Annotated in this window: 23 protein-coding genes; 17 read left to right on the forward strand and 6 right to left on the reverse strand. The window is 64.1% G+C overall.

The genetic code is table 11. The annotated features are described in order from the left end of the window. Positions 1-194: 194 nt before the first annotated feature. The 8 genes from LB525_RS21645 to LB525_RS21680 all read left to right on the forward strand — a co-directional run bounded on the left by LB525_RS21645 (position 195) and on the right by LB525_RS21680 (position 9,850). Complete coding sequence (locus LB525_RS21645; protein ID WP_224546846.1) at positions 195-1,235, forward strand: ABC transporter substrate-binding protein; 1,041 nt, start codon at positions 195-197, stop codon at positions 1,233-1,235. Between the two features lie 77 nt (positions 1,236-1,312). Continuing rightward, complete coding sequence (locus tag LB525_RS21650) at positions 1,313-2,392, forward strand: ABC transporter ATP-binding protein (RefSeq protein WP_224547043.1); 1,080 nt, start codon at positions 1,313-1,315, stop codon at positions 2,390-2,392. Next, positions 2,389-3,312: an ABC transporter permease gene (locus LB525_RS21655; protein WP_224546848.1), complete on the forward strand. Its 924-nt coding sequence runs from the start codon at positions 2,389-2,391 to the stop codon at positions 3,310-3,312. The genes LB525_RS21650 and LB525_RS21655 overlap by 4 nt, the downstream gene beginning before the upstream one ends. Then, positions 3,309-4,109, forward strand: a complete 801-nt coding sequence (locus tag LB525_RS21660) for an ABC transporter permease (RefSeq protein WP_224546850.1) — start codon at positions 3,309-3,311, stop codon at positions 4,107-4,109. Before LB525_RS21655 ends, LB525_RS21660 begins: the two co-directional genes overlap by 4 nt. A 21-nt stretch (positions 4,110-4,130) precedes the next feature. Next, a complete protein-coding gene (ggt, locus tag LB525_RS21665) occupies positions 4,131-5,717 on the forward strand; it encodes a gamma-glutamyltransferase (protein ID WP_224546852.1) in 1,587 nt (528 codons plus the stop codon). A 50-nt stretch (positions 5,718-5,767) separates the two neighbouring features. Next, positions 5,768-7,297 (forward strand): acyl--CoA ligase, encoded by a 1,530-nt coding sequence (locus tag LB525_RS21670; protein ID WP_224546853.1) that lies wholly within the window; start codon positions 5,768-5,770, stop codon positions 7,295-7,297. Beyond that, positions 7,297-8,289, forward strand: a complete 993-nt coding sequence (locus LB525_RS21675) for a 2-dehydropantoate 2-reductase (protein WP_224546855.1) — start codon at positions 7,297-7,299, stop codon at positions 8,287-8,289. Before LB525_RS21670 ends, LB525_RS21675 begins: the two co-directional genes overlap by 1 nt. A gap of 523 nt (positions 8,290-8,812) precedes the next feature. Next, positions 8,813-9,850, forward strand: a complete 1,038-nt coding sequence (locus LB525_RS21680) for a PIN domain-containing protein (RefSeq protein WP_224546857.1) — start codon at positions 8,813-8,815, stop codon at positions 9,848-9,850. Positions 9,851-9,892: 42 nt separating this feature from the next. Here LB525_RS21680 and LB525_RS21685 read toward each other — a convergent pair whose 3' ends face one another. After that, positions 9,893-10,597, reverse strand: a complete 705-nt coding sequence (locus LB525_RS21685) for an SOS response-associated peptidase (RefSeq protein ID WP_224546859.1) — start codon at positions 10,595-10,597, stop codon at positions 9,893-9,895. Positions 10,598-10,907: 310 nt separating this feature from the next. On the opposite strand from LB525_RS21685, the gene LB525_RS21690 reads away from it, so the two are divergent. Continuing rightward, entirely contained in the window at positions 10,908-11,261 is a 354-nt protein-coding gene (locus LB525_RS21690; protein WP_224546861.1) for a nuclear transport factor 2 family protein, read from the forward strand. Positions 11,262-11,491: 230 nt separating this feature from the next. Beyond that, a complete protein-coding gene (locus LB525_RS21695; RefSeq protein WP_224546872.1) occupies positions 11,492-11,839 on the forward strand; it encodes an ArsC family reductase in 348 nt (115 codons plus the stop codon). Positions 11,840-12,220: 381 nt separating this feature from the next. On the opposite strand, the gene LB525_RS21700 is transcribed toward LB525_RS21695, so the two are convergent. From LB525_RS21700 to LB525_RS21710, 3 genes are all read right to left on the reverse strand, one after another. Beyond that, positions 12,221-12,577 carry a DUF488 domain-containing protein gene (locus LB525_RS21700; protein ID WP_224546874.1) on the reverse strand — a complete coding sequence of 119 codons (357 nt, stop codon included), beginning with the start codon at positions 12,575-12,577 and terminating at the stop codon, positions 12,221-12,223. 97 nt (positions 12,578-12,674) lie between these two features. Then, positions 12,675-13,931, reverse strand: coding sequence for an aminopeptidase (locus LB525_RS21705; RefSeq protein WP_224546876.1), 1,257 nt, complete (start codon positions 13,929-13,931; stop codon positions 12,675-12,677). A 118-nt stretch (positions 13,932-14,049) separates the two neighbouring features. Next, complete coding sequence (locus tag LB525_RS21710) at positions 14,050-14,964, reverse strand: LysR substrate-binding domain-containing protein (RefSeq protein ID WP_224546878.1); 915 nt, start codon at positions 14,962-14,964, stop codon at positions 14,050-14,052. A gap of 98 nt (positions 14,965-15,062) precedes the next feature. Here LB525_RS21710 and LB525_RS21715 point away from each other — a divergent pair, with 98 nt between their 5' ends. The 3 genes from LB525_RS21715 (at position 15,063) to sbmA (ending at position 18,048) form a co-directional block, all read left to right on the forward strand. After that, positions 15,063-15,263, forward strand: a complete 201-nt coding sequence (locus tag LB525_RS21715; RefSeq protein ID WP_224546880.1) for a hypothetical protein — start codon at positions 15,063-15,065, stop codon at positions 15,261-15,263. A gap of 227 nt (positions 15,264-15,490) precedes the next feature. After that, on the forward strand, positions 15,491-16,648 hold the full coding sequence (locus tag LB525_RS21720) for a YbfB/YjiJ family MFS transporter (protein WP_224546890.1): 1,158 nt from the start codon (positions 15,491-15,493) through the stop codon (positions 16,646-16,648). Positions 16,649-16,770: 122 nt separating this feature from the next. Beyond that, entirely contained in the window at positions 16,771-18,048 is a 1,278-nt protein-coding gene (gene sbmA, locus LB525_RS21725) for a peptide antibiotic transporter SbmA (protein WP_224546892.1), read from the forward strand. Between the two features lie 16 nt (positions 18,049-18,064). Here the strand turns inward: sbmA and LB525_RS21730 are convergent, their stop codons facing one another. Next, positions 18,065-19,069, reverse strand: a complete 1,005-nt coding sequence (locus tag LB525_RS21730) for a polysaccharide deacetylase family protein (RefSeq protein WP_224546895.1) — start codon at positions 19,067-19,069, stop codon at positions 18,065-18,067. A 202-nt stretch (positions 19,070-19,271) separates the two neighbouring features. Here LB525_RS21730 and LB525_RS21735 point away from each other — a divergent pair, with 202 nt between their 5' ends. Together LB525_RS21735 and der are read left to right on the forward strand one after the other, a co-directional pair. After that, complete coding sequence (locus tag LB525_RS21735) at positions 19,272-19,937, forward strand: tetratricopeptide repeat protein (protein WP_224546897.1); 666 nt, start codon at positions 19,272-19,274, stop codon at positions 19,935-19,937. Positions 19,938-19,943: 6 nt separating this feature from the next. Continuing rightward, a complete protein-coding gene (gene der, locus LB525_RS21740) occupies positions 19,944-21,374 on the forward strand; it encodes a ribosome biogenesis GTPase Der (RefSeq protein WP_224546899.1) in 1,431 nt (476 codons plus the stop codon). Positions 21,375-21,610: 236 nt separating this feature from the next. Here der and LB525_RS21745 read toward each other — a convergent pair whose 3' ends face one another. Then, positions 21,611-22,531, reverse strand: a complete 921-nt coding sequence (locus LB525_RS21745) for a LysR substrate-binding domain-containing protein (RefSeq protein ID WP_224546901.1) — start codon at positions 22,529-22,531, stop codon at positions 21,611-21,613. A 116-nt stretch (positions 22,532-22,647) separates the two neighbouring features. Between LB525_RS21745 and LB525_RS21750 the strand changes: the two genes are divergently transcribed. After that, positions 22,648-23,925 carry an MFS transporter gene (locus LB525_RS21750; RefSeq protein ID WP_224546903.1) on the forward strand — a complete coding sequence of 426 codons (1,278 nt, stop codon included), beginning with the start codon at positions 22,648-22,650 and terminating at the stop codon, positions 23,923-23,925. A 171-nt stretch (positions 23,926-24,096) separates the two neighbouring features. Then, positions 24,097-25,278 (forward strand): cell wall hydrolase, encoded by a 1,182-nt coding sequence (locus LB525_RS21755; protein WP_224546905.1) that lies wholly within the window; start codon positions 24,097-24,099, stop codon positions 25,276-25,278. Positions 25,279-25,564: the final 286 nt, after the last annotated feature.

A 25,564-nucleotide genomic window follows, 5' to 3' on the forward strand; every position in this document is an offset into this window, starting at 1 on the left:
AGTTTAGTGCCTTTTAGCGCCTGCTTGAACAGACCGTTTCGGGGCGAGCCGCCGCTCCGAACCGTCCTGCTTTTCCACCACCAAAAACCCGATGTCCCATGTTGACATCGGCTTCCAGCGAATTACACTCAAAATTGTATACAAATTCGCATACCAAATCAACGATAACGGGAACACCGGTTGGAGAAGCGAAAATGACGAAGAGACTCTGTATTCAAGGCTTGGCCGTCGCCGGCCTGCTGGCCACGGTCGCCGTTCCGGCCTCGGCCGCCGACACCCTCACCGTCGCCTCATGGGGCGGCACCTATCAGGAAGCAGAGACCAAGGCCTTCTTCGATCCGACGGCCAAGGAACTCGGCATCACCATCAAGCAGGATACCACCAACGGCCTCGACGACGTGCGGCTGCAGGTCACCGGCAATGCCGTCAAATGGGACATCACCGAACTCGGCGCCGACGAATGCGCGCGCGGCTCCAAGGAAGGCCTGTTCGAGAAGCTCGACTACAACGTCATCGACAAGAGCGGCATCAACCCGAAGCTTGTCCACGATGATTGGGTCGGCATTTCCTACACCTCGGTGGTTTTGATCTATCGCACCGATGTTTTCGGCGACAAGGGCCCCAAGACCTGGGCCGATTTCTGGAATGTCGAGAAATTCCCTGGACGCCGCGCGCTTTCCGGCAGCCAGGCGACGGAGACGCTGAGCGTCGCCGCACTCGCCAAGGGCATTCCGATCGACAAGGTCTATCCGGTCGACATAGACGGCGCGCTGCAATCTGTCGACAAGGTCAAGGGCCATATCGATGCCTGGTGGACCTCCGGCGCGCAGGCCATGCAGCTCGTCAAGGACGGCGAGGTCGACATGGCGAGCATCTGGAACGGCCGCGCCGGCACCTTGAAGAAGGAAGGCGCGCCGGTCAGCTTCTCCTTCGATCAGGGCGTGCTCACCGCCGACTGTATGGTCATCCCGAAGGGCTCCAAGAACAAGGACGTCGCCATGAAGGCGCTGGCCAAATTCGTCAGCCCCGACCTCCAGGCCAACCTGCCGCTCTATGTCGACAATGGCCCGGCCAACGAGAAGGCTTTCGAGACGGGCAAGATTCCGCCGGAGCGGATCAAGGATATCAATTCCGCGCCGGAGAACGTCAAGAAACAGGTGCTGCAGGATCCCGCCTTCTGGCGCGATACCCTCGTCGAGGCGACCGAGAAGTTCAACAACCTGATCCAGCAATAACGACATCGGAGCGGCGTCCACGAGGCGCCGCTCCGCATCGTTTCGCGAAAAATGATCCGGAGTTGAAGGAGATGCTCTTGTCTCTCGCGCAGTTCGCGCTTCCCATAGGCATCAGCGGTATCGAGAAGCGCTTCGGTGCTGTCTCCATCCTCAGCGACCTCAGCCTCGACGTGGCGGCGGGCGAATTCCTGACGCTGCTCGGGCCGTCCGGCTCGGGAAAGACGACGCTCTTGATGATCCTGGCCGGCTTCGTGCGGGCCAATGCCGGCTCCATCAAGGTCGGCGGCCAGGAGATCATCACCATGCCGCCGCACAAGCGCAATATCGGCATGGTGTTCCAGAACTATGCGTTGTTTCCGCATATGAACGTCTTCCACAACATCGCCTTTCCGCTGAAGCAGCGCCACGTGTCGACGGCCGAAACGGCCGAGCGTGTCGAGAGGGCGCTGGACCTTGTGCAACTGAAAGGCCTCGGCGAGCGCCGTGTCGACCAGCTCTCCGGCGGCCAGCGCCAGCGTGTGGCCTTGGCCCGCGCCATTGTCTTCGAGCCACGCATCGTCTTGATGGACGAGCCGCTGTCAGCGCTCGACAAGGGCCTGCGCGAGCACATGCAGATCGAGCTGCGCAACCTGCACCGCCGGCTCGGCATGACGACGGTCTACGTCACCCACGACCAGCGTGAGGCGATCACCATGTCGGACCGCATCGCCGTCATGAATGCCGGGCACATCGAGCAGATCGACCAGCCCGAGGCGCTCTATGCCAGGCCGAGGACGAAGTTCGTCGCAGGATTCATCGGCGAGTCCAACTTCGTTCCGGTCGAGAGCCGCAACGGCAGCGTTTGGTACGAGGACAGGAAGCTTCGCATGACAGCGGCCGCGCCGTCCTCGGGCCGGCACCTGATGGTGGTGCGGCCGGAGAAGCTGCGCCTGATCGCTGGCGAACAGACTGACGACATCAATGCGCTGCCGGCAACGGTCGGCGACGTCATCTATCAGGGCGACAGCTTCGTCTGCTACGCGGCGCTCAAGGACGGCCGGCAGGTGATTTTGCGCGACTATTGCCGCTCCGACGTGTTGGCGAGACTGCCGGCGCCGGGCGAGCCGATAACGCTCGGCATCGATGCGCAGGACGTGGTGCTGGTGGCGGACCAATGAGCCTCGCATCCGCCAGCCTCGACCACGCCGGACGGCCCGATGGGGCGCTCAATACCGACGCCTTGCGCGCCGACGCGCGGCGGGAAGCGCGGGGCCTGCTCGCGCTTTTGTCGCCAGGACTGCTTCTGGTCTTCGCCGTCATCATCGTGCCGATCGGCTGGCTGTTCTGGCTGTCGCTGTTCGACGAGAGCGGCCAGTTCAGCGCCGCCAATTATGCGCGCTTCTTCGAGCAGGCCTCCTATATCAAGACCTTCGTCACCACCTTCAAGGTGGCCTTCGTCGTCACCGGGGCCTGCGTGCTGTTCGGCTATCCGCTGGCCTATATGCTGTCGCAACTGCCGCGCCGCGCCGCCGGGGTCTGCCTGATCTTCGTCATCCTGCCGTTCTGGACCTCGGTGCTGGTGCGCACCTATGCCTGGCTGGTCATCCTGCAGCGCAAGGGGCTGGTCAACACATGGCTGATGGATATCGGCGTCATCGGTCAGCCGCTGCCACTCGCCAACAATTTCGCCGGCGTCGTCATCGGCATGACCCACATCATGCTGCCCTTCCTGGTGCTGCCGCTTTACGCCTCGATGAAGACCATCGACGTCGACTGCTTGCGCGCCGGTATGAATCTCGGCGCCAGCCCGGCCGCGACTTTCCGGCAGATTTTCTTCCCGCTGTCGCTGCCCGGCCTGGCCTCGGGCATGGTCATCGTCTTCGTGCTCTGCCTCGGCTTCTTCGTCACCCCGGCGCTGATGGGCGGCGGCAAGGTCATCATGTGGGCGATGCGCATGGAGCAGACCACCAGCCTCTATTCCAATTGGGGCGCGGGCGCCGCCCTCGGCGTCGTGCTGCTCGCCGTCACGCTGGCGCTGCTTGGCCTCTTCCATTGGCTGCTCGGCGCCCGCGCCACCGGTGTGTGGAGTGAGCGATGAGTATGGAAAATGCCCTGCCCATCTCGCATCGGCAACGCCTGTGGCTCTACGCGCTCGGCGGCCTTGTCATGCTGTTCCTGATCGCCCCGTCGGTGATCATCGTCATCATGTCCTTTTCCGGCTCGTCGCTCTTAGAGTTCCCGCCGCAGGAATGGTCGCTGCGCTGGTATGAAAGCTATTTCGGCTCGGTCGAATGGCGCGACGCCACCGTCGTATCGGTCAAGGTTGCCGTGATGACGGCGATCGTCACAACGCTGCTCGGCACCGCCGCCGCCTACGCCATCAACGCCCGCACACTGCGGCTGACCGGCGCGATCAACGCGCTGCTCACGGCATCGCTGATCATCCCTGTCATCCTGATCGGCATTGGCACCTTTTTCCTCTATGCCCGCATCGGCCTCAACAACACACTGACCGGTCTTGTCATCGCGCACACAGTGCAGGCGCTGCCGCTGGTCGTGCTGACAGTCCTTTCGGGGCTGCGGTCCTACGACATGAACCAGGAGATGGTGGCGCGCAGCCTCGGGGCCGGCCGCTTCTCGGCCTTCTTCCAGGTGACGATGCCGCAGATACGCTTCTCGATCGTCTCCGGCGCGCTGTTTGCCTTCATCACCTCCTTCGACGAGGTGGTGGTGTCGCTGTTCATCTCCGGCGGCGAGACCACGACGCTGACGCGGCGCATGTTCAATGCGCTGCGAGATCAGATCGATCCGACGATCGCCGCCATTTCGACTTGCCTGATCGTGCTATCGATCGTCTTGTTGTCCGCTGCCCAGCTTTTCGGCCGCGGACGTTGATACAAGGATACCCAGACCCGCATGCGTGATTTCCAGTTTCCCGGCCGCTCCCCGGTCCGCGCCACCGAGGCGATGGCCGCGACCTCGCATCCGCTCGCTACGCTCGCGGCCATCGACATGCTGCGCTCCGGCGGCAACGCGATGGACGCTGCGGTCTGCGCGGCCGCGGTGCAGGCCGTGGTCGAGCCGCAATCGACCGGCATCGGCGGCGACTGCTTTGTCCTCTATTGCCCGAAGGGCGACGCGAACGTGCTTGCCTTCAACGGCTCGGGCCGTGCGCCAAAGGCCGCGACGGTCGACTGGTATCTGGACAAGGGGTTCAGCGAGCTTCCGAAGCAGGGTCCGCACGCGGTCACCATCCCAGGCGCCGTCGACGCCTGGTGTCGGCTGCTTGAGGATCATGGCCGCAAGGGTTTGGCCGACGCGCTCGCTCCGGCCATCCGTTATGCGGAAGAAGGCTATGTCGTGCACGACCGCGTCGCCTTCGACTGGGAGGATCCCGAGACCGACCTGACGGCCGACGAGGTGGCGATGCGCATCTTTTTGCCGGGCGGCAAGCCGCCGAAGGCCGGCGATGTTCATCGCCAGCCGGAGCTGGCGGAGACACTGCGCATCATCGCCAGGAAAGGTCGCGCCGGTTTCTATGAAGGCGAGGTCGCGGACGATCTGGTCGGGCGGCTTCGCGCGCTCGGTGGCCTGCATACGCTCGACGATTTCGCCGCCACCAAGGGCGATTACCGGACCGCGATCAGCACCTCTTATCGCGGCTATGACATCCACCAGATGCCGCCCAACAACCAGGGCCTGACCGCGCTTCTGATGCTGAACGTGCTCTCGGGCTTCGAGCTGGGCAAGCTCGATCCCGACGGCGCCGCGCGCCTGCATCTCGAGATTGAGGCGGGCCGGCTCGCCTATCAGGATCGCGATGCATTTTTCGCCGATCAGGATCAAGTCGATGTGCCGGTCAAGGCGCTGCTTTCCGGCGCCTATGCCGACAGCCTGCGCGCCGCGATCGATCCCGAGCGCGCCATGACCCATCTGCCGCGTCTCGATCTTCCGGGCAGCGACACGGTCTATATCAGCGTCGTCGACCGCGACCGCAACGCGGTGAGCTTCATCAACTCCACTTATTATTCCTTCGGCAGCGGCGTCGTCGGCCCGAAGACCGGGGTCGTGCTGCAAAACCGTGGCTCCAGCTTCCGCCTCGATCCCAAGCACCCGAACGCCATCGCGCCCGGCAAGCGGCCGATGCACACGATCATGCCGGGCATGATGACCAGGAACGGCCGCGCGATGATGCCCTTCGGCGTCATGGGCGGCGGCTATCAGCCCTTCGGCCATGTGCATCTTTTGACCAACGTGATCGACTTCGGCATGGACCCGCAGCAGGCGATCGATGCGGCGCGCGTTTTCTACAACCACGACGTCGTCGAGGCCGAGCGAAGCGTGCATCCCGAGGCCATCGAAGGCCTGCGCCGGCGTGGACATCGCATTGTGGAGCCCGACCATCCGCTGGGCGGTGGGCAGGCGGTGCTGATCGATTGGGAAAAGGGCACGCTGACCGGCGCATCCGATCCGCGCAAGGACGGCCTGGCGCTCGGATATTGAGCAGGCCTTTGCTGGACATAAGCCGATCGTTCGAAACATCGTCTGGAACCATGACAAACAGCGAAAACGCCACCGATCTCGCCCATCGTCTTGCCCCCGGCGCCGACGACGCGCCGGCCATCGCCGCGCCCGAACGGACGGCACTCTCGCATGGCGGGCTGCGCCGCCTAATCCGCGATACCGTGGCGCGCTTGAACGCGCTCGGCATCGGCCGCGGCGACCGCGTCGCCATCGTGCTGCCGAACGGCCCGGAAATGGCCACATCCTTCATCGCGGTGGCGGCGGCTGCGTCCACCGCCCCGCTCAACCCGGCCTACCGGGCCGACGAGCTCGATTTTTATCTCAGCGATATCGGCGTCAAGGCGATCCTCGTGAGCAAGGATGAGGCAGGCCCCTCGGTCGAGGTTGCCGGGCGCCTCGGCATCCCGGTGCTGCGGCTGGTCGTGCCGGAGGGCGCGCCGTCTGGAACCTTCACGATCGAGGGTGAGCCGGTTGGATCGCCGGTCTCGTCTGGCTTCGCCGCGGAAAGCGATGTTGCGCTGCTGCTCCACACCTCCGGCACGACGTCGCGTCCGAAACTGGTGCCGCTCAGCCACGCCAACCTTGCGGCGTCGGCGGCACATATCGGCGCGACGCTCGGCCTGACACCGGCCGACCGCTGCCTCAACATCATGCCGCTGTTCCACATCCATGGGCTGATCGCCGCGGTGCTGTCCTCGCTCGCCGCCGGCGGCAGCGTCTTCTGCACGCCGGGCTTCAACGCGCTGCGTTTCTTCCAGTGGCTCTCCGAGGCCAAGCCCAGCTGGTACACCGCCGTGCCCACCATGCATCAGGCGATCCTGCCGCGTGCCGCCCGCAATCCCGAGCAGCTTGCCGAGGCGAAGCTGCGCTTCATCCGCTCGTCGTCGGCGTCATTGCCGGCGCAAGTGATGGCCGAGTTGGAGAAGACCTTCGGCTGCCCGGTGATCGAGGCTTACGGCATGACGGAGGCCGCGCATCAGATGGCGTCCAACCGTTTGCCGCCGGGCGTGCGCAAGCCCGGCAGCGTCGGCGCGTCGGCCGGACCGGAAGTCGCCGTCATGGCGCCGGACGGGCGATTGCTCAAGCCCGGCGAAGTCGGCGAGATCGTCATTCGCGGACCGAACGTCACGGCAGGCTACGAGAAGAACCCGGATGCCAATGCCAGTGCCTTCGCCCATGGCTGGTTCCACACCGGCGACCAGGGCGTGCTTGACGAGGACAGCTATCTGCGCGTCACCGGCCGGCTGAAGGAGATCATCAACCGCGGCGGTGAGAAGATCTCGCCGCTCGAGGTCGACGGCGTCTTGATGGATCACCCGGCCGTGGCGCAGGTCGTCACCTTCGCCATGCCGCATGACAAGCTCGGCGAGGAGGTGGCGGCGGCCGTCGTGCTGCGCGAAGGCAAGAGCGCCAGCGAGGCCGATATCCGTGGCTTTGCATCGACCCGGCTCGCCGATTTCAAGGTGCCGCGCAAGGTGGTGATCCTCGACGAGATTCCGAAGGGTGCCACCGGCAAGCTGCAGCGCATCGGGCTGGCGGCCAAGCTCGGACTCGGCTGATGCGCGTTACAGTCTTTGGCGCCGGCGCCATTGGCGGCTATCTCGCCGCCAAGCTCGCGATCGCCGGCTCGGTCGATCTGTCGATCGTGGCGCGCGGCGCGCATCTGGAAGCGATCAAGGCCGGCGGCCTGCGCCTGATCGAGGACGGCAAGGAAACCGTGGCGCAGGTGAGGGCGGCGGCACGCGCCGAGGAACTCGGCGTGCAGGACTATGTCGTGCTGGCGCTGAAGGCGCATTCGCTGGCCCCGGCGCTGGACGAGATTGCGCCGCTCTTGGGCGAGGGGACAGTCGTCGTCACCATGCAGAACGGCGTGCCGTGGTGGTACTTCTACAAGGCGGGCGGCGCGCTCGAAGGCACACGGCTCGACGCGGTCGATCCAGGTGGCGCGATCTGGCAGCGCATCGGACCGGAGCGCGTCATCGGCTCCGTCGTCTATCCCGCTGTCGAGGTCGATGCGCCGGGCCTGATCCGCCATGTCGAAGGCACGCGCTTTTCGCTGGGCGAGCCTTCCGGCGAGAAGAGCGAGCGGGCAACCGCGCTTGCTCGCGAAATGGTCAAGGCCGGACTGCAGACGCCGGTGCGCGAGGACATCCGCTCGGAGATCTGGGTGAAGCTGTGGGGCAATCTCTCCTTCAACCCGATCTCGGCGCTGACCGGCGCCACGCTTGCGGCAATCGTCGGCGATGAAGCCACGCGCGCCGTCGCCCGCGCCATGATGCTGGAGGCGCAGGCGATCGGTGAGCGCCTCGGCGTGCGCTTCCTCATCCCCGTCGACCGCCGCATCAAGGGCGCCGGCGATGTCGGCGAGCACAAGACCTCGATGCTGCAGGATCTCGAACGCGGCCGGCCGATGGAGATCGACGCGCTGGTCACCGCTGTGCAGGAGCTCGGCCGCCTGACCGGCCAGCCGACGCCGACCATCGACACCGTGCTGGCGCTGGTGCGGCGGCTTGCGATCGAACGCGGGTGTTATTGGGGAACGCCGGTCTGAAAATCCGCTGCTTCACTCCGATAGCTCTAACTGCCACAATGAACAAAAATAGAACGAAAGGGTCTGGCCTGAATTGACTCCGCGAGGAACATATTCCTATTTCGTAGGCCATGCCGGAGCCCAGCAGCCGAACCCGACGCGTCGTCCAGACGCTGAGCCGCGCCCATGAAATCGGGCAGCTAATCCGCGTCCGCTGCATCAACTGCAACATCACGCGCCACTACCTCCCAGGAGACCTCCTCAAGCTCATGGGGGACATTCCGTTCTGGGACGTCGAGCGGCACATGCGGTGCGAGCGCTGCAAGCGGCGAGAGTTCGATGTGGACATTCTTCTGCCTAGCGCGGTGCAACGCGTGAAAATACGCGTGAGGCGGCTTGTGGGAGTCCGTACGGTGCGGCGGGTGATGTGGAGCGATGAATAGCAGCATAGGGCGGCTTGTTGTAAAGCAGGCCACAAGGGCAAGGATAGCGGCTCCCGGATACCTCGGTTATCGGCTAAGAATACTGCCGAAAGGACGCATCGATGCTCCGCATTCTCGTTGACACTTGCGTGTGGCTAGACCTCGCGAAGGACTATCGAAACCAGCCGGTTGTCGCTGCCCTGGAGGACCTCCTCAACCATCCTGACTTTGGGCTAATCGTGCCGCAGACAGTCCTAGACGAGTTCGCTCGGAACAAGGAGAGGGTTGCCGCCGATGCGAAACGAAGTCTTCAATCCCACTTCAGCCTCGTCAGGGACGCCGTGCGACGTTTCGGAAACGAGAAGGACATCGATCCGACCATCAAAGCCCTGAACGAGGTGGATCACGCGGCGGTCTACAAAGGCGAGGCTGTGAACGAATCCTTTGAGCGTATCGAGCGGATGCTCCAGGCAGCAGAGCCGATCGCGGCAACGGAGTCGGTCAAGGCCCGAGCGGCTGATCGCGCCCTCCGTGGGTCGGCTCCCTGCCACCGCCCTAAGAACAGCATCGGAGATGCCATCATCATCGAGACCTATGCTGAGCAGATGGCTCCGGTCGCTTCTTGGGACGATGAGTTTGCCTTCGTCACGCACAACAAGGCCGATTTTAGTGAGGAAGCGGGCGACCACCGCCAACCACATGCCGATTTGCTGCCGCTGTTCGACGGCGGTCGCTCGACATTCTGGATTTCGCTGGCGGACATGCTTAACGACCTAGACCAGGACTTGCTGGCGAACTACGACCTTCAGCTATATGGGGCCACCCAGGTCCGAGGGTTCTCTGAAATTCGCGAGGCCGAACATCTGCTTTACAAGCAGGTCTGGTACAACAGGCACCAGAACCTGCGCATCAGTATTGAGCGAGGAAAGACGAAAATCGTTTCTGGTGCAGAGTGGTCGGCTGCGGAACCACGCCGCCGCCAGACGCTAATTACCCAAGGCACTTGGAAGCTTGCCCGCGAGGCCGCGAACCGGACCGAGCAAGAGGTCGGAATTCAGAATCTCGGTCCCTGGGACGACTTCGAATGGGGCATGATCAACGGGAAGCTCTCAGCGCTGCGCTGGGTTCTAGGCGACGATTGGGATATGCTAGACACGTGAGGCTTGGGATTTTCAGAGGTGCGCTCGGGCACATCCCACCATCTAGAACAATGAACCCTGAGCGGGAGCCTGCTGCGGAAACTTGATCTGTGTGGCCGGCTTCTCGACTGTCACCAAGGCATCGTCCGGGGCTGTCCGCTGCATGTGCCGCGCCTCCGACCATGGGGCCGTGAGCCAGGTTTCCACCTCCTCCCTTGCGGTGAGGATGACCGGCATAGCCTTCTCGTGGATGGGCGCTATGAGGGTGTTGGGCTTAGTCGTGAGGAAGCCGTAAAGCTCGAAGTCACCAGGTCCGTCCTTGACCCTGCGGATCCCTTGCCAGCGCGTCCATAGGCCGGCAAAGAAGAACAGCGGCCGGTCCTCGCTTCGGGCAAACCAGTAGTTCCGCTGTACGCCCGTCTCGGGGTCTTTATCGCCGGGCGTGGGGCTCGGCTCGGCGAAGCTCGTCACCGGCACCACACAGCGGTTCTCCACGCCAACGTATTGCTGCCAATGGCCGTATTGGGGATTGCGGATATTGGTGGTGCCATAGTCCGCCTTGCTCTTCACCCGCTCCGCCGGTGTAGGCATGCCCCACAGGAGCTTGGCAAGCTCCCGCTGGCCATCGGGGGCGTTGCGGACCACAGCGCCCGGCATATTGGGGTACACATCCAGCGAAGGCTCAAGATTGCCCATGATGTCCCGCATTGCGCGGGTCCACTCGCGGATCGCGTCCTGGCTGGTGGTGATGTTGTAGAGGTTGCACATGCCCTAGGATGCCCCAGCGATCACTCGTAATCCAGAAACAAAAAATGGCCGACGGACCTGTACTGGTCGGTCGAACATGCCTGCATCTCGAGTCTGTCTAAGGTCTTCTGTTGGGGTCCCAAGTGCCCGGCCAACTGGCCGAGCACCATGGCCCAATGGCTTGCAAGGCGCTGGCGGGAACTGGATCGTTGGCCTTTGATGGCGCAAGCGTCACCATCCTGACACGATTTGTCACCTGCGGAGCCCGCTGTCGGTGGCAGGCGAACGATCGATACCTACCTTGATGTCTGGTCCAAACCGGGAGGAAATCATGACCACTGCGGAAATTGCCAAGGATTTCACCGAACTCCTCAAGCGGGGCGACAGTCACGGCGCTGCCGCGAAATACAATGCCGACGACATCGTCAGCTACGAAGCCATGGAAGGCCCGATGGCCGTCTGCAACGGCAAGGAAGCCGTCAGGCAGAAGGGCGAGTGGTGGGAAGCGAACCACGAGGTTCATGGCGGTTCGATCGAGGGTCCCTATGTCAATGGTGACCAGTTCGCCTTGCGCTTCAGCTTCGATGTGACGCCCAAATCCACCGGCGAGCGTGTCAAAATGGACGAGGTTGGCCTCTACACCGTCAAGAACGGCAAGATCACCGAAGAGCGTTTCTATTATTGAGGCTTCCGGCATTCGGCTGCGCACGCCTTTCGCAGCATGATTTGAAAGATCGGGAATGGCGGCCGGATGACATCTAGGCCGCCATGTCTGCTTCGCAAATCGTCAGATAGTCCACAAGCTGGTCGGCAACCGTTCCCCGCAAAATCGCACCGGCGCGAAGCGCTGGCAAAGCTCGTAGGGCCGGCCTAGGCTTCCGCCGGATTCGAAACCCCATCAGACAGAGGCCCGCCTTGACCATCACCATATACGGCATCACCACCTGCGACACGATCAAGAAGGCGCGTGTCTGGCTGGAGAGCCATGACGTGCCCTATCGTTTTCATGACTACCGGGCCGAGGGGATCGAGGCTGGCAAACTGAACGGCTGGGTCGGCAAGGTCGGCTGGGAAAAGCTGCTCAATAAGGGCAGCACCACCTTTCGCGAGCTGCCGGAGGCGGACAAGGAAGGGCTGGACGAGAAGAAGGCCAAGAAGCTGATGCTCGCCAGGCCGACGATGATCAAGCGGCCGGTGCTGGAGGTGGGGGATCGGGTGTTTGTGGGATTCAAGCCGGAGGTTTATGAAGAGGCGGTGAAATAGTGCGCGACCGCGAAGCTGCCAATCTCCCCTTGTGGGCTACGGCATGCATGGCAGCTTGGCGTATGCATCGTCTAATGTAGCGCTGGTCGACCCCCACTCCGTCTCGGCTTCGCCGAGCCACCTCTCCCCCGATCGATGGGGGAGAGGAAAGGCGCCAAGCTTTTTGCCGTCAACGCTCGTCCGCAAGGCTCCCTTCCTTTCCCTCCGGAGGGGGGAAAGGTGGCGCTGCGAAGCAGCGACGGATTGGGGGAACCACGTGGCAATCAAGCCTCGGCCTGATCCGTTACGCCTGTCACACAAGACGTGTGCATAGTCTAGCCATTTCATGGGGAGATGTCAGGCAGGACAGAGAGGGGGCGAAGGAACGCTACGTCTCGATAATTATGCGTGGGCTTCCAAATACCCCGCCAGCGCCACCGCATTGTTGTGCGCCTCGTCATGCGCGCCGTAGAGCAGCGTCACCTTGCCCTCACGCAGCAGGCCACGCAGCTGCGCTACCGCGTCGCTATTGGCGTCGAGCTCGGCCCCATATCGCTTCTGGAATTCCGGCCAGCGCTCCGGCTCGTGCCCGAACCATTTGCGCAGCGCGTCGCTCGGCGCGATCTCCTTCAGCCAAAGCGTCAGTTCGGCGTCCTTCTTGCTGACGCCGCGCGGCCAGATGCGGTCGACCAGCACCCGCTGGCCGTCGGCTTTCGCCGGCGGCTCATAGACACGCTTCACCGCAATGTCGAAGGCCACTTATGCCTCCTTTGCCAAGCCCCGGCAAAGTGTGCAGCGGTTGGGCTCGGCGACTTCGCCGTGGCCGTCCGTTCGGAATTGCGCCAACAAAGCACCGTTACGCCCACTCGCCCTTGCGCATCACCGGCACGCGGCCGCCATCCTTGGCCACGCCGTCAATGTCGATCTTGTCGGAGCCGATCATCCAGTCGATGTGGATGAAGCTCTTGTTGCCGCCGCGCTCCGCGATCTCGTCCTGGCTGAGCGACGCGCCGTCGACGAAGCATTTCGAATAACACTGCCCGAGCGCGATGTGGCAGGCGGCGTTCTCGTCGAACAGCGTGTTGAAGAACAACAGCCCGCTCTTCGCGATCGGCGAGGAATGCGGCACCAGCGCCACCTCGCCGAGACGCCGCGCGCCTTCATCGGTGTCCAGCACCTTCTGCAGCACGTCCTCGCCCTTCGAGGCCTTGGCCTCGACGATCCGCCCACCCTCGAAGCGCACCGAGATCTCGTCGATCAGCGTGCCCTGGTAGGAGAGCGGCTTGGTCGAGGAGACATGGCCCTCGACGCGCCTCGCATGCGGCGTGGTGAAGACCTCCTCGGTCGGAATGTTCGGGTTGCAGGTGATGCCGTTCTTCGCCGTCGAAGCGCCGCCCATCCATTCATGGCCATCCGCCAGCCCGACGGTCAGGTCGGTGCCCGGCCCGGTGAAATGCAGCGCGTGGAAACGGTGCTCGTTGAGCCACTTCGTGCGCTCGGCCAAGGCGGCGTTATGCGCCTTCCAATTGCCGATCGGGTCCTCGACGTCGACCCGCGAGGCCGAGAAGATGGCGTCGGCAAGCTTCACCACCGCGACGTCGTCCGGCTCACCCGGAAACACCTGTTTTGCCCAGGCAAGATCGGGATAGGCGACGATGTTCCAGTTGATGTCGAAGCCGGTGATCTTCTCCAGCGCCGGCTGGTAGGCCATCGAGTTCGCCTTGTTGGCACGCGCCACCTTGGCCGGATCCTGTGACGACAGCAGCGACGGGTCTTCGCCGCGCACCGCAAGCCGCGCCGCATTGTTGGAGAAGGCCCTCGCCATGCCTTCGTAGAGCCAGCCGGCGGCGCGGTCGAAACCGGCATCCGCACCGTAGCGGAAGCGCGCCAGCGTGATCTCGTCGTCGTTGAAGATCGGCGTCACCAGCCCGGCGCCCGCCTTATAGGCGTGCTCGACGATGCGACGGGTCAGCGGCAGCGCTGCGATCGAGGAGGTCAGCACCAGGTCCTGTCCGGGCTGCAATTGCAGTCCGACCTTGACGGCGACTTCCGCCAGCCTGTCGAGCTTCACCGGGTCGATGCTTGCCGAAACGCCGCGCGAATGTGTGGTCATGATCCTGCCTGCCGTTATGTTGGGGTTCTCATCCTTACATAGACCGCTGCGATTGACCTTTCCACCGCGATCGAATGGGCCTGCTCTCAGGCATGACGGACCGAAAAGTGCGCAGCGGTTATGCCGCGCTGTCGAGCGCCCGGAACTGCGCCATGGTCGCCTCGATCTCCTCGCGGATCCAGGCCTTGAAGTCGCGTACCTTGCGGCTTTCGCTCTTGGTGGCCGAGGTCACCAGCCAGTAACCCAGCCCGCTCTCGGCCCTAATTCCGAAGGGCGCGACCAGCCGGCCGTCGGCCAACGCGTCGGCGGTCAGCAACTGCCAGGCGAGCATCACGCCATGGCCGGCGATCGCCGATTCCAGGCAAAGCATCGGATCGGTGAAGCGCGCGCCTTTCTGGAAGGTGACCGGCTCGACCCCGGCCGCCTCGAACCAGCCGTCCCAGCTGAACATCGCCCGCTCGTCGGTGATGGCGCAGGTCTGCGCCAGATCGCCGATCGACTTCAGCCTGGCCGCGATCGAGGGCGCGCAGACCGGAAACACCTCCTGGGCAAGCAGAAGCTCGGCGCGTCCGCCAGGCCATTTGCCGTCGCCGAGCCGGATGGCGATATCGATGTCGGAGCGATCGAGATCTGCGACCCTGGCCGATGCGTCGATGCGCAACAGCACATTCGGGTGTCGCGCGAAATGCCGCGACAGCCGGGGCAGCAGCCATTTCGAGGCAAAGGCCGGCGCCACCGAGACGACCAGCGTACACTCGTTGGCCTCGTCGGCCAGCGCCACGGCTTGCGCGAGCTCGCGGAAGCCGGCGCTGAGCCGCGCCGTGAAGGCGGCGCCGAACTCCGTCGGCACCAGCCCGCCCGACGTCCGTTCGAACAGCGCCTGGCCCAGCTGCTTTTCCGTGCGCTTGACCTGCTGGCTGACGGCGCTGACCGAGACATTCAACTCCGCGGCCGCGCCCGCCAGCGATCCCAGGCGGGCGACGGTTTCCACGGCGCGCAGGCCGTTGAGATGGACGCGGTTCAGCATAGCCATCCAGTTTTTCTAAAGTGAACGGACCGAAATCTCAATTGAAACCCCGGCAGGAAACGGCAGAATTTACCTGGAACAGCCTTGAGCCATGAGGTGGCCCGATGAAGATTTTATCTTTGCTGAAAGGGCTTTGCGGCACCGAGGCGAGGCCGCCCGAGGACGGCGAGATCGCGCGCTGGATCATCGATCCGCTGTCGCATCCGGTGCTCGACACCATGTCGGAGCGCGAGCTCGGCGACATGCCCTTCCGGCTGACGGCCCGCCGCACAGCTTACGAGATGACGGGTGCCGCTGGCCGCTAAGTTGCCGCGAAGTTATTGATCTTTTTCGGCGATGCTCCCCCTCATCCGGCCGCTTCGCGGCCACCTTCTCCCCAAGGCGAGAAGAGATGGCGCCGGCAGCGACAGGCTCCTCTCCCCACCACCGGGGAGAGGTCAGCCGAGCGAAGCGGAGGCTGGGTGAGGGGACGTGCACCTGGCCCAACGCAAGCGCATTGTTTCACCTGCACATGCAATTATTGTGCGCCGCAATGAACGCCACGCCATCTCCCTTGCGGCTTGCTCTCGCCGGCATGGTCGCGCTCGCGGTCGCCATGGGCATCGGCCGCTTCGTCTACACGCCGATCCTGCCGGGCATGATGGAGGGACTTGGCCTGACGCCGGCCGCTGCCGGCTGGATCGCTTCCGCCAATTATGTCGGCTACCTCATCGGCGCGCTTGCCGCGGCCGGCGGCTGGGCGCATGGCCGCGAGCGCATGCTGATGTTCGCCTGCCTCGCCGCCAGCGCCGTGCTCGCGGCCCTCATGGGGTTCAGCGAGACGATGGCCGCCTTCCTCGTCATCCGTTTCCTGGCCGGCCTCGCCAGTGCCTTCGTCATGGTGTTCATGGCCTCGATCGCCTTCAGCCATCTGGCTGAGGCTGGCCGCGGCGATTTGCAGGCGCTGCATTTCGGCGGCGTGGGCCTCGGCATTGCCGCGTCCTCGGCGCTGCTGGCGGTCCTCGTCTCCGAACATGCGGATTGGGCCGCCGGCTGGCTCTGGTCGGGGGCGCTTTCGACTGTCGGCCTGCTCGTCGTCGCGCTGCTCGCCGGCTCGACCACGCCGGCCAATGTCGCCGACGGGCGCGAGCCGGCGCTGCCGAAGGACGGGTCCCTGGTGAAGTTGATCGTCGCCTATGGGCTGTTCGGCTTCGGCTATGTGGTGACCGCCACTTTCCTGGTCGCCATCGTCCGCCAGGGCGGCGGCGGGCGCGTCTTCGAGGCGACTGTCTGGATGGTCGCCGGCCTCGCTGGCTTTCCCTCGACTTGGGCGTGGCAGAAGCTCGCCGGCCGCATCGGGCTCTATGCCACTTATGCCGCGAGTTGCCTGGTCGAGGTGGTCGGCGTCACCGCCAGCGTCGTCGTCAAGGGCGCCGCCGGACCGCTGATCGCCGGCGTCCTGCTCGGCGGCACCTTCATCGCCATCACGGCGCTGGGCCTACAGATGGGCAGGCAGCTCGCGCCGCGGGCGCCGCGCCGCATCTTCGCGGTGATGACGGCGGCCTTCGGCCTTGGCCAGATCGTCGGCCCGATCGCCGCCGGCCTGCTCGCCCAGGCTTCGGGCAATTACGTGCTTGCTTCGATCATGGCAGCGTCGGCGCTGCTCGCCTCCGGCGTCATTGCTTGGTCGGCTGCGCCAAAATCGCCATGATTTGCGGTTTGTTCGATGCCGGGCGTCGGGCACGGGCATTTTCTTTCCCCCTAATGTGTGACTTTATGCCCGCCGAACAGCAATGCCGCTGATTTGCGGTCAGACCGAGGAAACCCGCCACAGTGTTCGTATCCTTCTTCCCGCAGCCGAAGCTCTTCTTCACATCGGCGGCCGTCTGGAGCCTTGCCGCGATCCTGTTCTGGTTCTTCGGCGGCGAGCAGTTGGGCGCCGTCTTCGGCCTGCCGTCGGTAGCGGCCGGCACGCCGCCCATCATCGGCATCGCGGTGCTGTGGTCGAAGCCGTTTCTGTGGTTCTACATGTACTTCGTGGCCTGCGTGGCGATCTTCTACGCCTTCTGGAGCTGGTACGCCCCGCACCCGTGGCAGAACTGGTCGATCCTGATGACCGCCGTCATCCTGTTCTTCATCTACTTCAACGTTCAGGTCTCGGTTGCGGTCAACAACTGGTATGGCCCGTTCTTCGATTATGTTCAGGGCTTGATGTCGGGAACGACGGCCTCGACCGACATCGAATTCTACAAGGGGTTGGCCGATTTCTCCTGGCTCGCGCTGGTCGGCATGAACGTGCAGGTGGTCAACGCCTTCATCGTCAGCCATTGGATCTTCCGCTGGCGCACCGCGATGAACGATTACTTCATGGCCAACTGGGGCCGGCTGCGCCACATCGAGGGCGCCTCGCAGCGTATCCAGGAAGACACGATGCGCTTCTCGCAGATCATGGAAGATCTCGGCTCGACTTTCGTTCAGTCGATCATGACATTGATCGCCTTTCTGCCGGTCTTGATTCAACTGCAGGCCCACATCACCGAATTGCCGATCATCGGCACGGTCCCGCAGCCGCTGGTCGTTGCTGCATTGGGCTGGTGTCTGTTCGGAACGATTTCCGTCATGGTGGCGGGTCTCAAGCTGCCGGGCCTGCAGTTCCGCAATCAGCGTGTCGAGGCAGCCTATCGCAAGGAACTGGTCTACGGCGAGGATCATCCCGATCGGGCGCAGCCGGCGACGACGACACAATTGTTCGCCAATGTCCGCCGCAATTATTTCAAGCTATATTTCCACTACATCTATTTCAACGTCGTTCGTTACACCTACCTGCAGGCCGACAACATTTTTTCGTTGCTCATCCTTGGGCCCTCGCTGGTTGCGCATAAGATCACGTTCGGCGCCCTGAACCAGATATCGAACGCGTTCGGCAAGGTGACGAATTCGCTGCAGTTCCTGTTGAATTCCTGGTCGACGATTGTTGAACTGCAGTCGGTGCACAAACGTTTGCGAGCCTTCGAAGCGACGTTGCAGGGCGAGCAACTGCCGATTATCGATCAGCACTATCTAGAGCGCGAGCAAGCTGGCATGCGTCCCGAAGATCAGCCGGCAGGCTAGAGCGCGGCCGGTCCAGTTAGCCGCCCACACTCGCCTGCGCCTGCCCGGGCCGCTGGCGCGCGAGATAGTCGCGGAAACTGATGCATTCGACTTGCGGCATCACGCAGACCTCGCCGGCAAAGCGCTCCAGCGCGTTCCAGTACGCGCCGTCGTTCATCAGCGTGAAATGGAAGCCGAGCTCCAGCGGCAGGCGCTTGCCGTTGTACTGAGCCTCGAAAGCGGCGCGGAACGCCTGATAGGCGCGCTCGGTGAATGCGTCCGCCTCGGCCGGCTTTTCCGTGCCGCCCGAGTGGCGGACATAAAGATTGTAATCCATGGCGACGACCGGCTTGGCCTTGTCTCCCTCCGGGACAAGCGGCAGGGCGAAGCGGGTTATGCCATTCAGGGTTGGCGGCACGGCCGGGCCGCTCGAGACGCCGCTGGCATCGTATTCAAAGCCGGCCTCGGGCAAGGCTTCGTAAAGCGCCTTATCGGTGGATAGATAGGGCGCGCGAAAACCGGTTACGGTATGGCGGGCGAAATTGCGCCAGCCGGCCGGCTCCTGGATGCCGTTGATCGCATAGGCATTCTCGAAAATGCGCCGCGCGGAGGCGAATTCGGCCAGCCAGTCGGCCTTGCTCCAGTCCTTGCCATCGAAATGGCCGCAGGCATGGCTGCCGATGTCGTGGCCCTCGGCAGCTGCCAGCCGGACCTGCTCAAGCCGGTCGGCCACATCCTGCTTTGAGGCGCCGAAGCCGACATTGGATTTGCCGGCGGCCTTGCCGGGGCCGGCATAGTGCAGCCGCGTCTCGGGAGAGAGCAGGAAGACGCAGGACAGGAAATAGGTGAAATGCGCGCCCGTGCGCTTTGCCAGCGCCCGGCTGCGCTGCCATTGCGAGATATCGCGGGCGGCGTCGAACGAGATCAGCACGACCTGCTTGGCCGGCGAAACGGTTGGTGATTTCGGCGGATCGGCGAAGGCGGCATTGGCTGAGGCGAGCGAGGCAAGACTGATCGCAAGGACGCGGTACGAACGAAGCATTGACAACCTTCTGTCGGGGACGTCTCCGGCCGATCGGAAGCCGGCTATCGCGCAAATGTGGCGCGGTTGCGTTCAGGTATGGACTGTGGGCGCCCGGCATTCTCAGCCGATTTTCCGGTCCGCCCCCTTCCATGCCGACGAAATTTCGCTAAAACGCGGGCTCAAGAAGCGCCCCCTCCTGGGGCCGCAATGGTTTTGATTGATGTCGGACGACAGTTTTATCCGCGAAGTCAACGAAGAGATTCGTCGCGAGCAGGCGCAGAAGCTATGGGACCGTTTCGGCCCGGCCATTCTCGGCCTTGCCATCCTGATCGTGCTCGGCACCGCCGCTGTCGTCGGCTACCGCTATTGGGACGAAACCCGCGCCAACCGCTCGGGCGACGCCTTCTCGGCGGCCCTCAAGCTCGCCAATGACGGCAAGAACGACGAAGCGATCGCCGCGCTCGACCAGCTGGAGAAGGACGGCTACGGCGCCTATCCGCTGCTCGCCCGCATGCGCGCCGCGACCGTCAAGGCCAACAAGGGCGACGTCGATGGCGCGGTCAAGGATTTCGACGAGGTCGCCGCCGACAGCGCCATTCCCGCCGGCATTCGCGATATCGCGCGGCTGAGGGCGGCGCTCCTGCTCGTCGACCACGGCTCCTACGCCGATGTCTCCAGCCGCATCGAGGCGCTTACCGCCGACACCAATCCGCTGCGCCATTCGGCGCGCGAGGCGCTCGGCCTTGCCGCCTGGAAGGACGGCAAGGCGGCGGACGCGCTCAAACTGTTCGACCAGATCTCTTCGGATGAAGCCGCCCCGCGCAATGTGCGCCAGCGCGCGCAGCTGATGTCCGAGTTGATCCGCGGGTCGGGCAACGTGTCGTGATCCTGGATGGGCTTCAAAGTCGCCATCATCGGCCGGCCTAACGTCGGCAAATCGACTCTTTTCAATCGGCTGGTCGGAAAGAAGCTGGCGCTTGTCGACGACACGCCTGGTGTAACGCGCGACCGCCGCGTCCATGCGGCAAAACTCTACGATCTTCATTTCGATGTCATCGACACCGCCGGCTTCGAGGACGCGGCGGCTTCGACGCTGCCCGGCCGCATGCGCCAGCAGACCGAGATCGCCATTCGAGAGGCCGACCTCATCTTCTTCACCGTCGATGCCAAGTCGGGCCTGATGCCCGACGACCGCACCTTCGCCGAGGTGGTGCGCAAATCGGGCAAGCCGGTGGTGCTCGTCGCCAACAAGGCAGAGGCGCGTGGCGCTCAAGGGGGCATGCTGGAAGCCTGGGAGCTCGGCCTCGGCGAGCCGATCCCGATCTCGGCCGAGCACGGCCAGGGCATGCCGGATCTGCGCGACGCGGTGATTGAAGCGCTCGGCCAGGAACGCGCTTTCGGCGAGGATGAGGAAGACGAAGCCGGCGAGATCGCCGCCAGCGAGGTTCTGATCGGCGAGGACATCGCCGACCCGGATGCTGAAGCGCCCTATGACGACACCAAGCCGCTGCGCATCGCCGTCGTCGGCCGCCCGAACGCCGGCAAGTCGACGCTGATCAATGCGCTGATCGGCGAGGAGCGGCTGCTCACCGGTCCGGAAGCCGGCATTACCCGCGATTCGATCTCGGTCGACTGGGACTGGCGTGGCCGCAGGATAAAGCTGTTCGACACGGCCGGCATGCGCCGCAAATCCAGGATCCATGAAAAGCTGGAAGTGCTCTCGGTGCAGGATGGCCTGCGCGCCATCCGCTTCGCCGAGATCGTCATCATCATGCTCGACGCCACCATCCCGTTCGAGAAGCAGGATCTGCAGATCGCCGATCTCATCATCCGCGAGGGCAGGGCGCCGGTGATCGCCTTCAACAAATGGGACCTGATCGACAATCCGCAGGAGCTGCTGGCCGAGCTGCGCGAAAAGACCGAGCGGCTCCTGCCGCAGGTGCGCGGTATCCAGGCGGTGACGGTCTCGGCCGAGACCGGGCGCGGCCTCGACCGGCTGATGGAAAGCGTCATCAAGACGCACAAGGTCTGGAACAGCCGTGTCTCTACCGGCAAGCTCAACCGCTGGCTGGAAGGCATCCTCGCGCATCACCCGCCGCCCGCCGTCGCCGGCCGCCGGCTGAAGATCAAATACGTCACGCAGGCCAAGACCCGCCCGCCGGGCTTCGTCGTCTCCTGCTCCCGCCCGGACGCCATGCCGCAATCCTATGTCCGCTATTTGACCAACAGCCTGCGCGAGGCCTTCGACATGCCAGGCGTGCCGATCCGCATGGCGCTGCGCACCTCGGACAATCCGTTTGCAGGCAGGGCGAAGAAGCGGTGACTTCTGGGAAAGCGCCGACGCTGATCCCTCGTCATCCACGGGCGAAGCAAGGAGCGAAGCGACGCGCGTAGACCCGAGGATCCATTCCGTGACTTAGAAGCGCCGCGACGATTCAGAATTCTGCTCCGCCGCATTCCTCGCGCGAAGTAACGGAATGGATTCTAGGGTCTGCGCTGCGTCGCTCCGCTCCTTGCTTCGCCCTAGAATGACGATGTCGAAAGGCGTCGGCTAAGACGCTAAGCGACCTCCCGCAGTCCATCGCCGGTTCGCGCTCCCTCAGGCAGCGTCTCCAGCGCCGCCTGCAAAAGAATCTCCGCCAGCCGCGTCGCCACGGGGTCGAGCTCGGCGTCCTTCCGGTGCAGGTGCAGCGCCATTGTCGGCAGGGCAGGCAGCCCGAGCACGCCCGGCGCGATTGCCCTGACATTGGCCGGCAGACCGATATCGGTGCGGATCGTCAGGCCGAGGCCTGCCGCCACCGCCGCCCAGATGCCGCCGAGGGAAGGACTCGAGAAGGAGATGCGCCAGGGCATGCCCGCGCGATCGAGTGTCTCGGTGGCCACGGTTCTGAGCAGGCACGGCGCCTCGAACACCACCAGCGGCAGCGGCTCGCCATTGCGCGGACCAGCCTCGATCGGCTTGGCCGGGCCTATCCAGCGCGCCGGCACGTCGGCGACATGGCGGCTATAGGGCAGGGCCATGCCGTCATGCCAGGCAAGCGCGATGTCGAGATTACCTGACAGGACACGCTCGGCAAGGTCGTGGCTGCGGCCGATCCGTGCTTCGATGCGGACCTTGGGATGGGCGCGGGCGAAGCGGCCGAGCACGTCGGGCAGCACGGCCTCGCCGAAATCCTCCTGCAGGCCGAGCCGTACCCAGCCTTCCAGCTCGACGTCGCGGATGGCGGAGGCCGCCTCGTCGTTGAGCTCGATCAGCCGCCGCGCATAGCCGAGCATCGTCTCGCCGGCTTCGGTGAGCGCCAGGCCGCGCCCTGCCTTGCGGAAGACCGGCGTGTCCGCCTGCTCCTCCAGCTTCTTCAGTTGCGCGCTGACCGCGGATGTCGAGCGGCCAAGCCGTTCGGCCGCCTTGGCGAAGCTGCCCAGCTCCATGCCGGTGACGAAGGTTCTGAGGACATCGAGGTCGAAAGTGACGCGGCGCATCGGGATAGTCCTGATTTTCAGGATTGTTGGTGAAAAACTTCCTGATTTTATGGATGAAGCTATGGCGCTACATCCGGTCCGTCAAGCCGTCAGCCGGCCATCACAGGAATGGAGCCATGTCCGCCATCGTCACACGAAATGTCTGCCAGCCGCCCGCGGGAGACATTGCCAGCGCCTCAGCCTGCCGCGCCTTCGGCCCCAACCATCGCTGGAAGGTGCTGGGCATCGGCGTCGCCGCCAATGCCGGCTTCTCCGCCACCTTCTCCGGCATTCCGGCAACCGCGGTGGTGATGCGCCAGGGCTACCACCTCGACAATGCCTCGCTGGGCTTGGCATTGGGTCTACTCGGTCTGGGCGTGGCGCTGAGCGAGCTGCCCTGGGGCGTGCTCACCGACCGCTGGGGCGACCGCCGCGTGCTCCTGACCGGGCTCGGGGCGACGGCCGCATGGCTTTTCATCATGGCGCTGCTTGTCGTGCCGACGAAAATGGCCGTTCCCGGCGTCGCGCTGCTGTCGGCAAGCCTGCTCGTCGTCGGCCTGCTCGGCGGCAGCGTCAACGGTTCCAGCGGCCGCGCCATCATGGGCTGGTTCGGCGAGGGCGAGCGCGGCTTCGCCATGAGCATCAGGCAGACGGCGGTGCCGCTTGGCGGCGGGCTGGGCGCGCTTGTCCTGCCGTCGCTTGCGTTGAGTTTGGGCTTCACGGCGGTCTTCGGCCTGCTTGCGGTCGTCTCCGCGCTCTCGGCCTGGTTTACCTGGCGCTGGCTGCACGAGCCGCCAGTGGAAAGCGGCCCTCACCCCGCCACGGCGACACTTGGACCGGCGCCGTTGCGCAACATCGAGGTATGGCGCATCTCGACCGCCATCGGCCTGCTCTGCTTCCCGCAGGTCGCGGTGCTGACCTTCGCCTCGGTCTTCCTGCATGACTTCGCCGGCATGGGCACCTTTGTGACCAGCGCCAGCCTCGCTGCGGTGCAGACCGGCGCAATGGCGATGCGTGTCTGGAGCGGGCGCTTCACCGACCGCCACCGCAACCGTCGCCCGTTCCTGAAACTCTGCAGCGCGCTGAGCGCATTTGCCTTCCTGGCGCTGTGGCTGCTGGTGATCGGCGCTGCCGACGCGCCGTCGTTGCTGCCGTTGCTTCCGCTGATGGTCGTCGTTGCCGGCATATCCGTTTCTGCCTGGCACGGCGTCGCCTATACCGAGCTTGCCACGCTTGCCGGCGCCGGCCATGTCGGCACGGCACTCAGCCTTGCCAACAGTTTTGTGTTCATCGGCTTCTGTCTGGTGCCCATCGCCATTCCATGGCTGCTGGTGGTCTTCGCATGGCCCGGCGTGTGGCTCGCGGCCGCGATCTGCGCGGCGCTCGCGTGGCCAATCTTCCTGCGCCCCGCCTGATTCACCCAAACTGATGCACCCACCCAAGCCTGATTCTTAATCGGCCCGCTGTGGAAATTGCAAGCCGGCTTGCCTCAAACATGAAAAGAACATGATCGATGTCGTTAACCGCGCATCAAGGTTAATGCTTCATTTTGACTCTCCGGGGTCAGTAGCGTTCTGGAGAGTTCCGTGCATCGACGCGTTTCATTGCGGCTTGCCGCCGCCGCCGTTGCGAAAAAACGTTCCTTTCTTCCTCCTTTGGTGCTTGGGCTCGGTATTTGGATCGGCTTTCCGTCGGCCGTCGCCTACCAGGATATGGCAAGCCTGATCTCCGGCCTGGAATCGTCCGACACCCGCTGGAACGCCTATATCGAGAAATCCGCCGCCGGCTCGGTGCATGCCGCCGAAATGCCGTTTGTCGATTCCGTCACCACCGGCTCGCTGTCCGGTTCCGGCGTGAATTTGCCGGGGGTTGGCACCGTCGCCTTCCGCGGCAAGGGCAGCGCCGTGGGCGCGACGCCCGATGAGGATCGTGTCGTGCGCGCCGACAAGAAGGGCCGCATCGTCAAGGTGTCGCCAGTCGCGCCGCCCAAGAATTTCAGCGCCGGCTCGATTTTCGAGCGCACCTCCTCGCTGCTGCGTCCCGCGATGGACAGCGGCCTGAAGCTCACCTTCGCCAAGCCGGGCATCAAGGGCAAGGAAGTCCAGATCGCCCAGGCCTTCCATCTTCGCGAGGACAAGAGGCCTGATCCGGCGCTGCCGGCGGCACTTGTCGCTCTCGTCAACAACGACAAGCCGGACATCCTTGCCACGGCCTATGCCCAGTCCGCGCCCGACTACGCCAAGGCTTCGCCCTTCGAGGCGCTGCTGCAGGACGATCCCAACGATGGCCGCTTCATTCCGCCGATGGGCAAGGGCGACCATGCCTGGCTGCAGACCCCCCTGCCGGCAAGTGTCTTTTCCAAGCCCGAGCAGGCCTGCCTTGCCAAGGGCATCTATTTCGAGGCGCGCAGCGAGCCGGTCCGCGGCCAGGCGGCGGTGGCGCAGGTGATCCTCAACCGCGTCCGCAACCCGACCTATCCGAAGACGATCTGCGGCGTCGTCTACCAGAATGACAACTGGTTCAACCGCTGCCAGTTCTCCTTTGCCTGCGACGGCAGGAAGAAGACAATCACCGACCTGGCCTCCTACAAGACCGCCCAGGAGGTTGCCATGGCGGTGACCGCCGGCAAGATATTCATTCCCGAGGTCGGTTCTTCGACGCATTACTACGCCAATTACGTCCATCCGAGCTGGGCGCGGGCCATGCACAAGATGACCAGGATCGGCCTGCATATCTTCTACCGCACCTATGGCGGCGGCTGGAGCTGAGCCGCTAAAGCATGTCTCCCGAAAGTGGTAAGCGGTTTCGGGAAGACACGCGCGAAATCAAAAACTGAAGCGCGTGGAGCGAATCTGAAGGATCGCGACGCGCTTAGGCGGCTCAAGCTGAGCCGCCCAAACACCGCCCCGGCTATCCTTCCTCCGACGCCCGGCAATGCCTCGGCGGACGCGCCTTGTCGCGCGGATTCGCGCCGTTACCTCACGCAGGCGTGAAGGGCACGATGTCGCACCTCGATAAACCATTGATTTAACTACTAAAAATACATCGCTCGGA

The organism is Mesorhizobium sp. CA16 (assembly GCF_020165175.1).
Lineage (GTDB): Bacteria > Pseudomonadota > Alphaproteobacteria > Rhizobiales > Rhizobiaceae > Mesorhizobium.

Excerpts from the sequence above, each read along its gene's own strand:
- LB525_RS21735 (WP_224546897.1), top strand. The coding sequence starts at position 19,272 with ATGTCGGACGACAGTTTTATCCGCGAAGTCAACGAAGAGATTCGTCGC.
- LB525_RS21670 (WP_224546853.1), top strand. The coding sequence starts at position 5,768 with ATGACAAACAGCGAAAACGCCACCGATCTCGCCCATCGTCTTGCCCCC.
- der (WP_224546899.1), top strand. The coding sequence starts at position 19,944 with ATGGGCTTCAAAGTCGCCATCATCGGCCGGCCTAACGTCGGCAAATCG.
- LB525_RS21710 (WP_224546878.1), bottom strand. The coding sequence starts at position 14,964 with ATGGCTATGCTGAACCGCGTCCATCTCAACGGCCTGCGCGCCGTGGAA.
- LB525_RS21690 (WP_224546861.1), top strand. The coding sequence starts at position 10,908 with ATGACCACTGCGGAAATTGCCAAGGATTTCACCGAACTCCTCAAGCGG.
- LB525_RS21660 (WP_224546850.1), top strand. The coding sequence starts at position 3,309 with ATGAGTATGGAAAATGCCCTGCCCATCTCGCATCGGCAACGCCTGTGG.
- LB525_RS21645 (WP_224546846.1), top strand. The coding sequence starts at position 195 with ATGACGAAGAGACTCTGTATTCAAGGCTTGGCCGTCGCCGGCCTGCTG.
- LB525_RS21685 (WP_224546859.1), bottom strand. The coding sequence starts at position 10,597 with ATGTGCAACCTCTACAACATCACCACCAGCCAGGACGCGATCCGCGAG.
- LB525_RS21715 (WP_224546880.1), top strand. The coding sequence starts at position 15,063 with ATGAAGATTTTATCTTTGCTGAAAGGGCTTTGCGGCACCGAGGCGAGG.
- ggt (WP_224546852.1), top strand. The coding sequence starts at position 4,131 with ATGCGTGATTTCCAGTTTCCCGGCCGCTCCCCGGTCCGCGCCACCGAG.
- LB525_RS21750 (WP_224546903.1), top strand. The coding sequence starts at position 22,648 with ATGTCCGCCATCGTCACACGAAATGTCTGCCAGCCGCCCGCGGGAGAC.
- LB525_RS21745 (WP_224546901.1), bottom strand. The coding sequence starts at position 22,531 with ATGCGCCGCGTCACTTTCGACCTCGATGTCCTCAGAACCTTCGTCACC.
- LB525_RS21705 (WP_224546876.1), bottom strand. The coding sequence starts at position 13,931 with ATGACCACACATTCGCGCGGCGTTTCGGCAAGCATCGACCCGGTGAAG.
- LB525_RS21730 (WP_224546895.1), bottom strand. The coding sequence starts at position 19,069 with ATGCTTCGTTCGTACCGCGTCCTTGCGATCAGTCTTGCCTCGCTCGCC.
- LB525_RS21675 (WP_224546855.1), top strand. The coding sequence starts at position 7,297 with ATGCGCGTTACAGTCTTTGGCGCCGGCGCCATTGGCGGCTATCTCGCC.
- LB525_RS21680 (WP_224546857.1), top strand. The coding sequence starts at position 8,813 with ATGCTCCGCATTCTCGTTGACACTTGCGTGTGGCTAGACCTCGCGAAG.
- LB525_RS21655 (WP_224546848.1), top strand. The coding sequence starts at position 2,389 with ATGAGCCTCGCATCCGCCAGCCTCGACCACGCCGGACGGCCCGATGGG.
- LB525_RS21720 (WP_224546890.1), top strand. The coding sequence starts at position 15,491 with ATGAACGCCACGCCATCTCCCTTGCGGCTTGCTCTCGCCGGCATGGTC.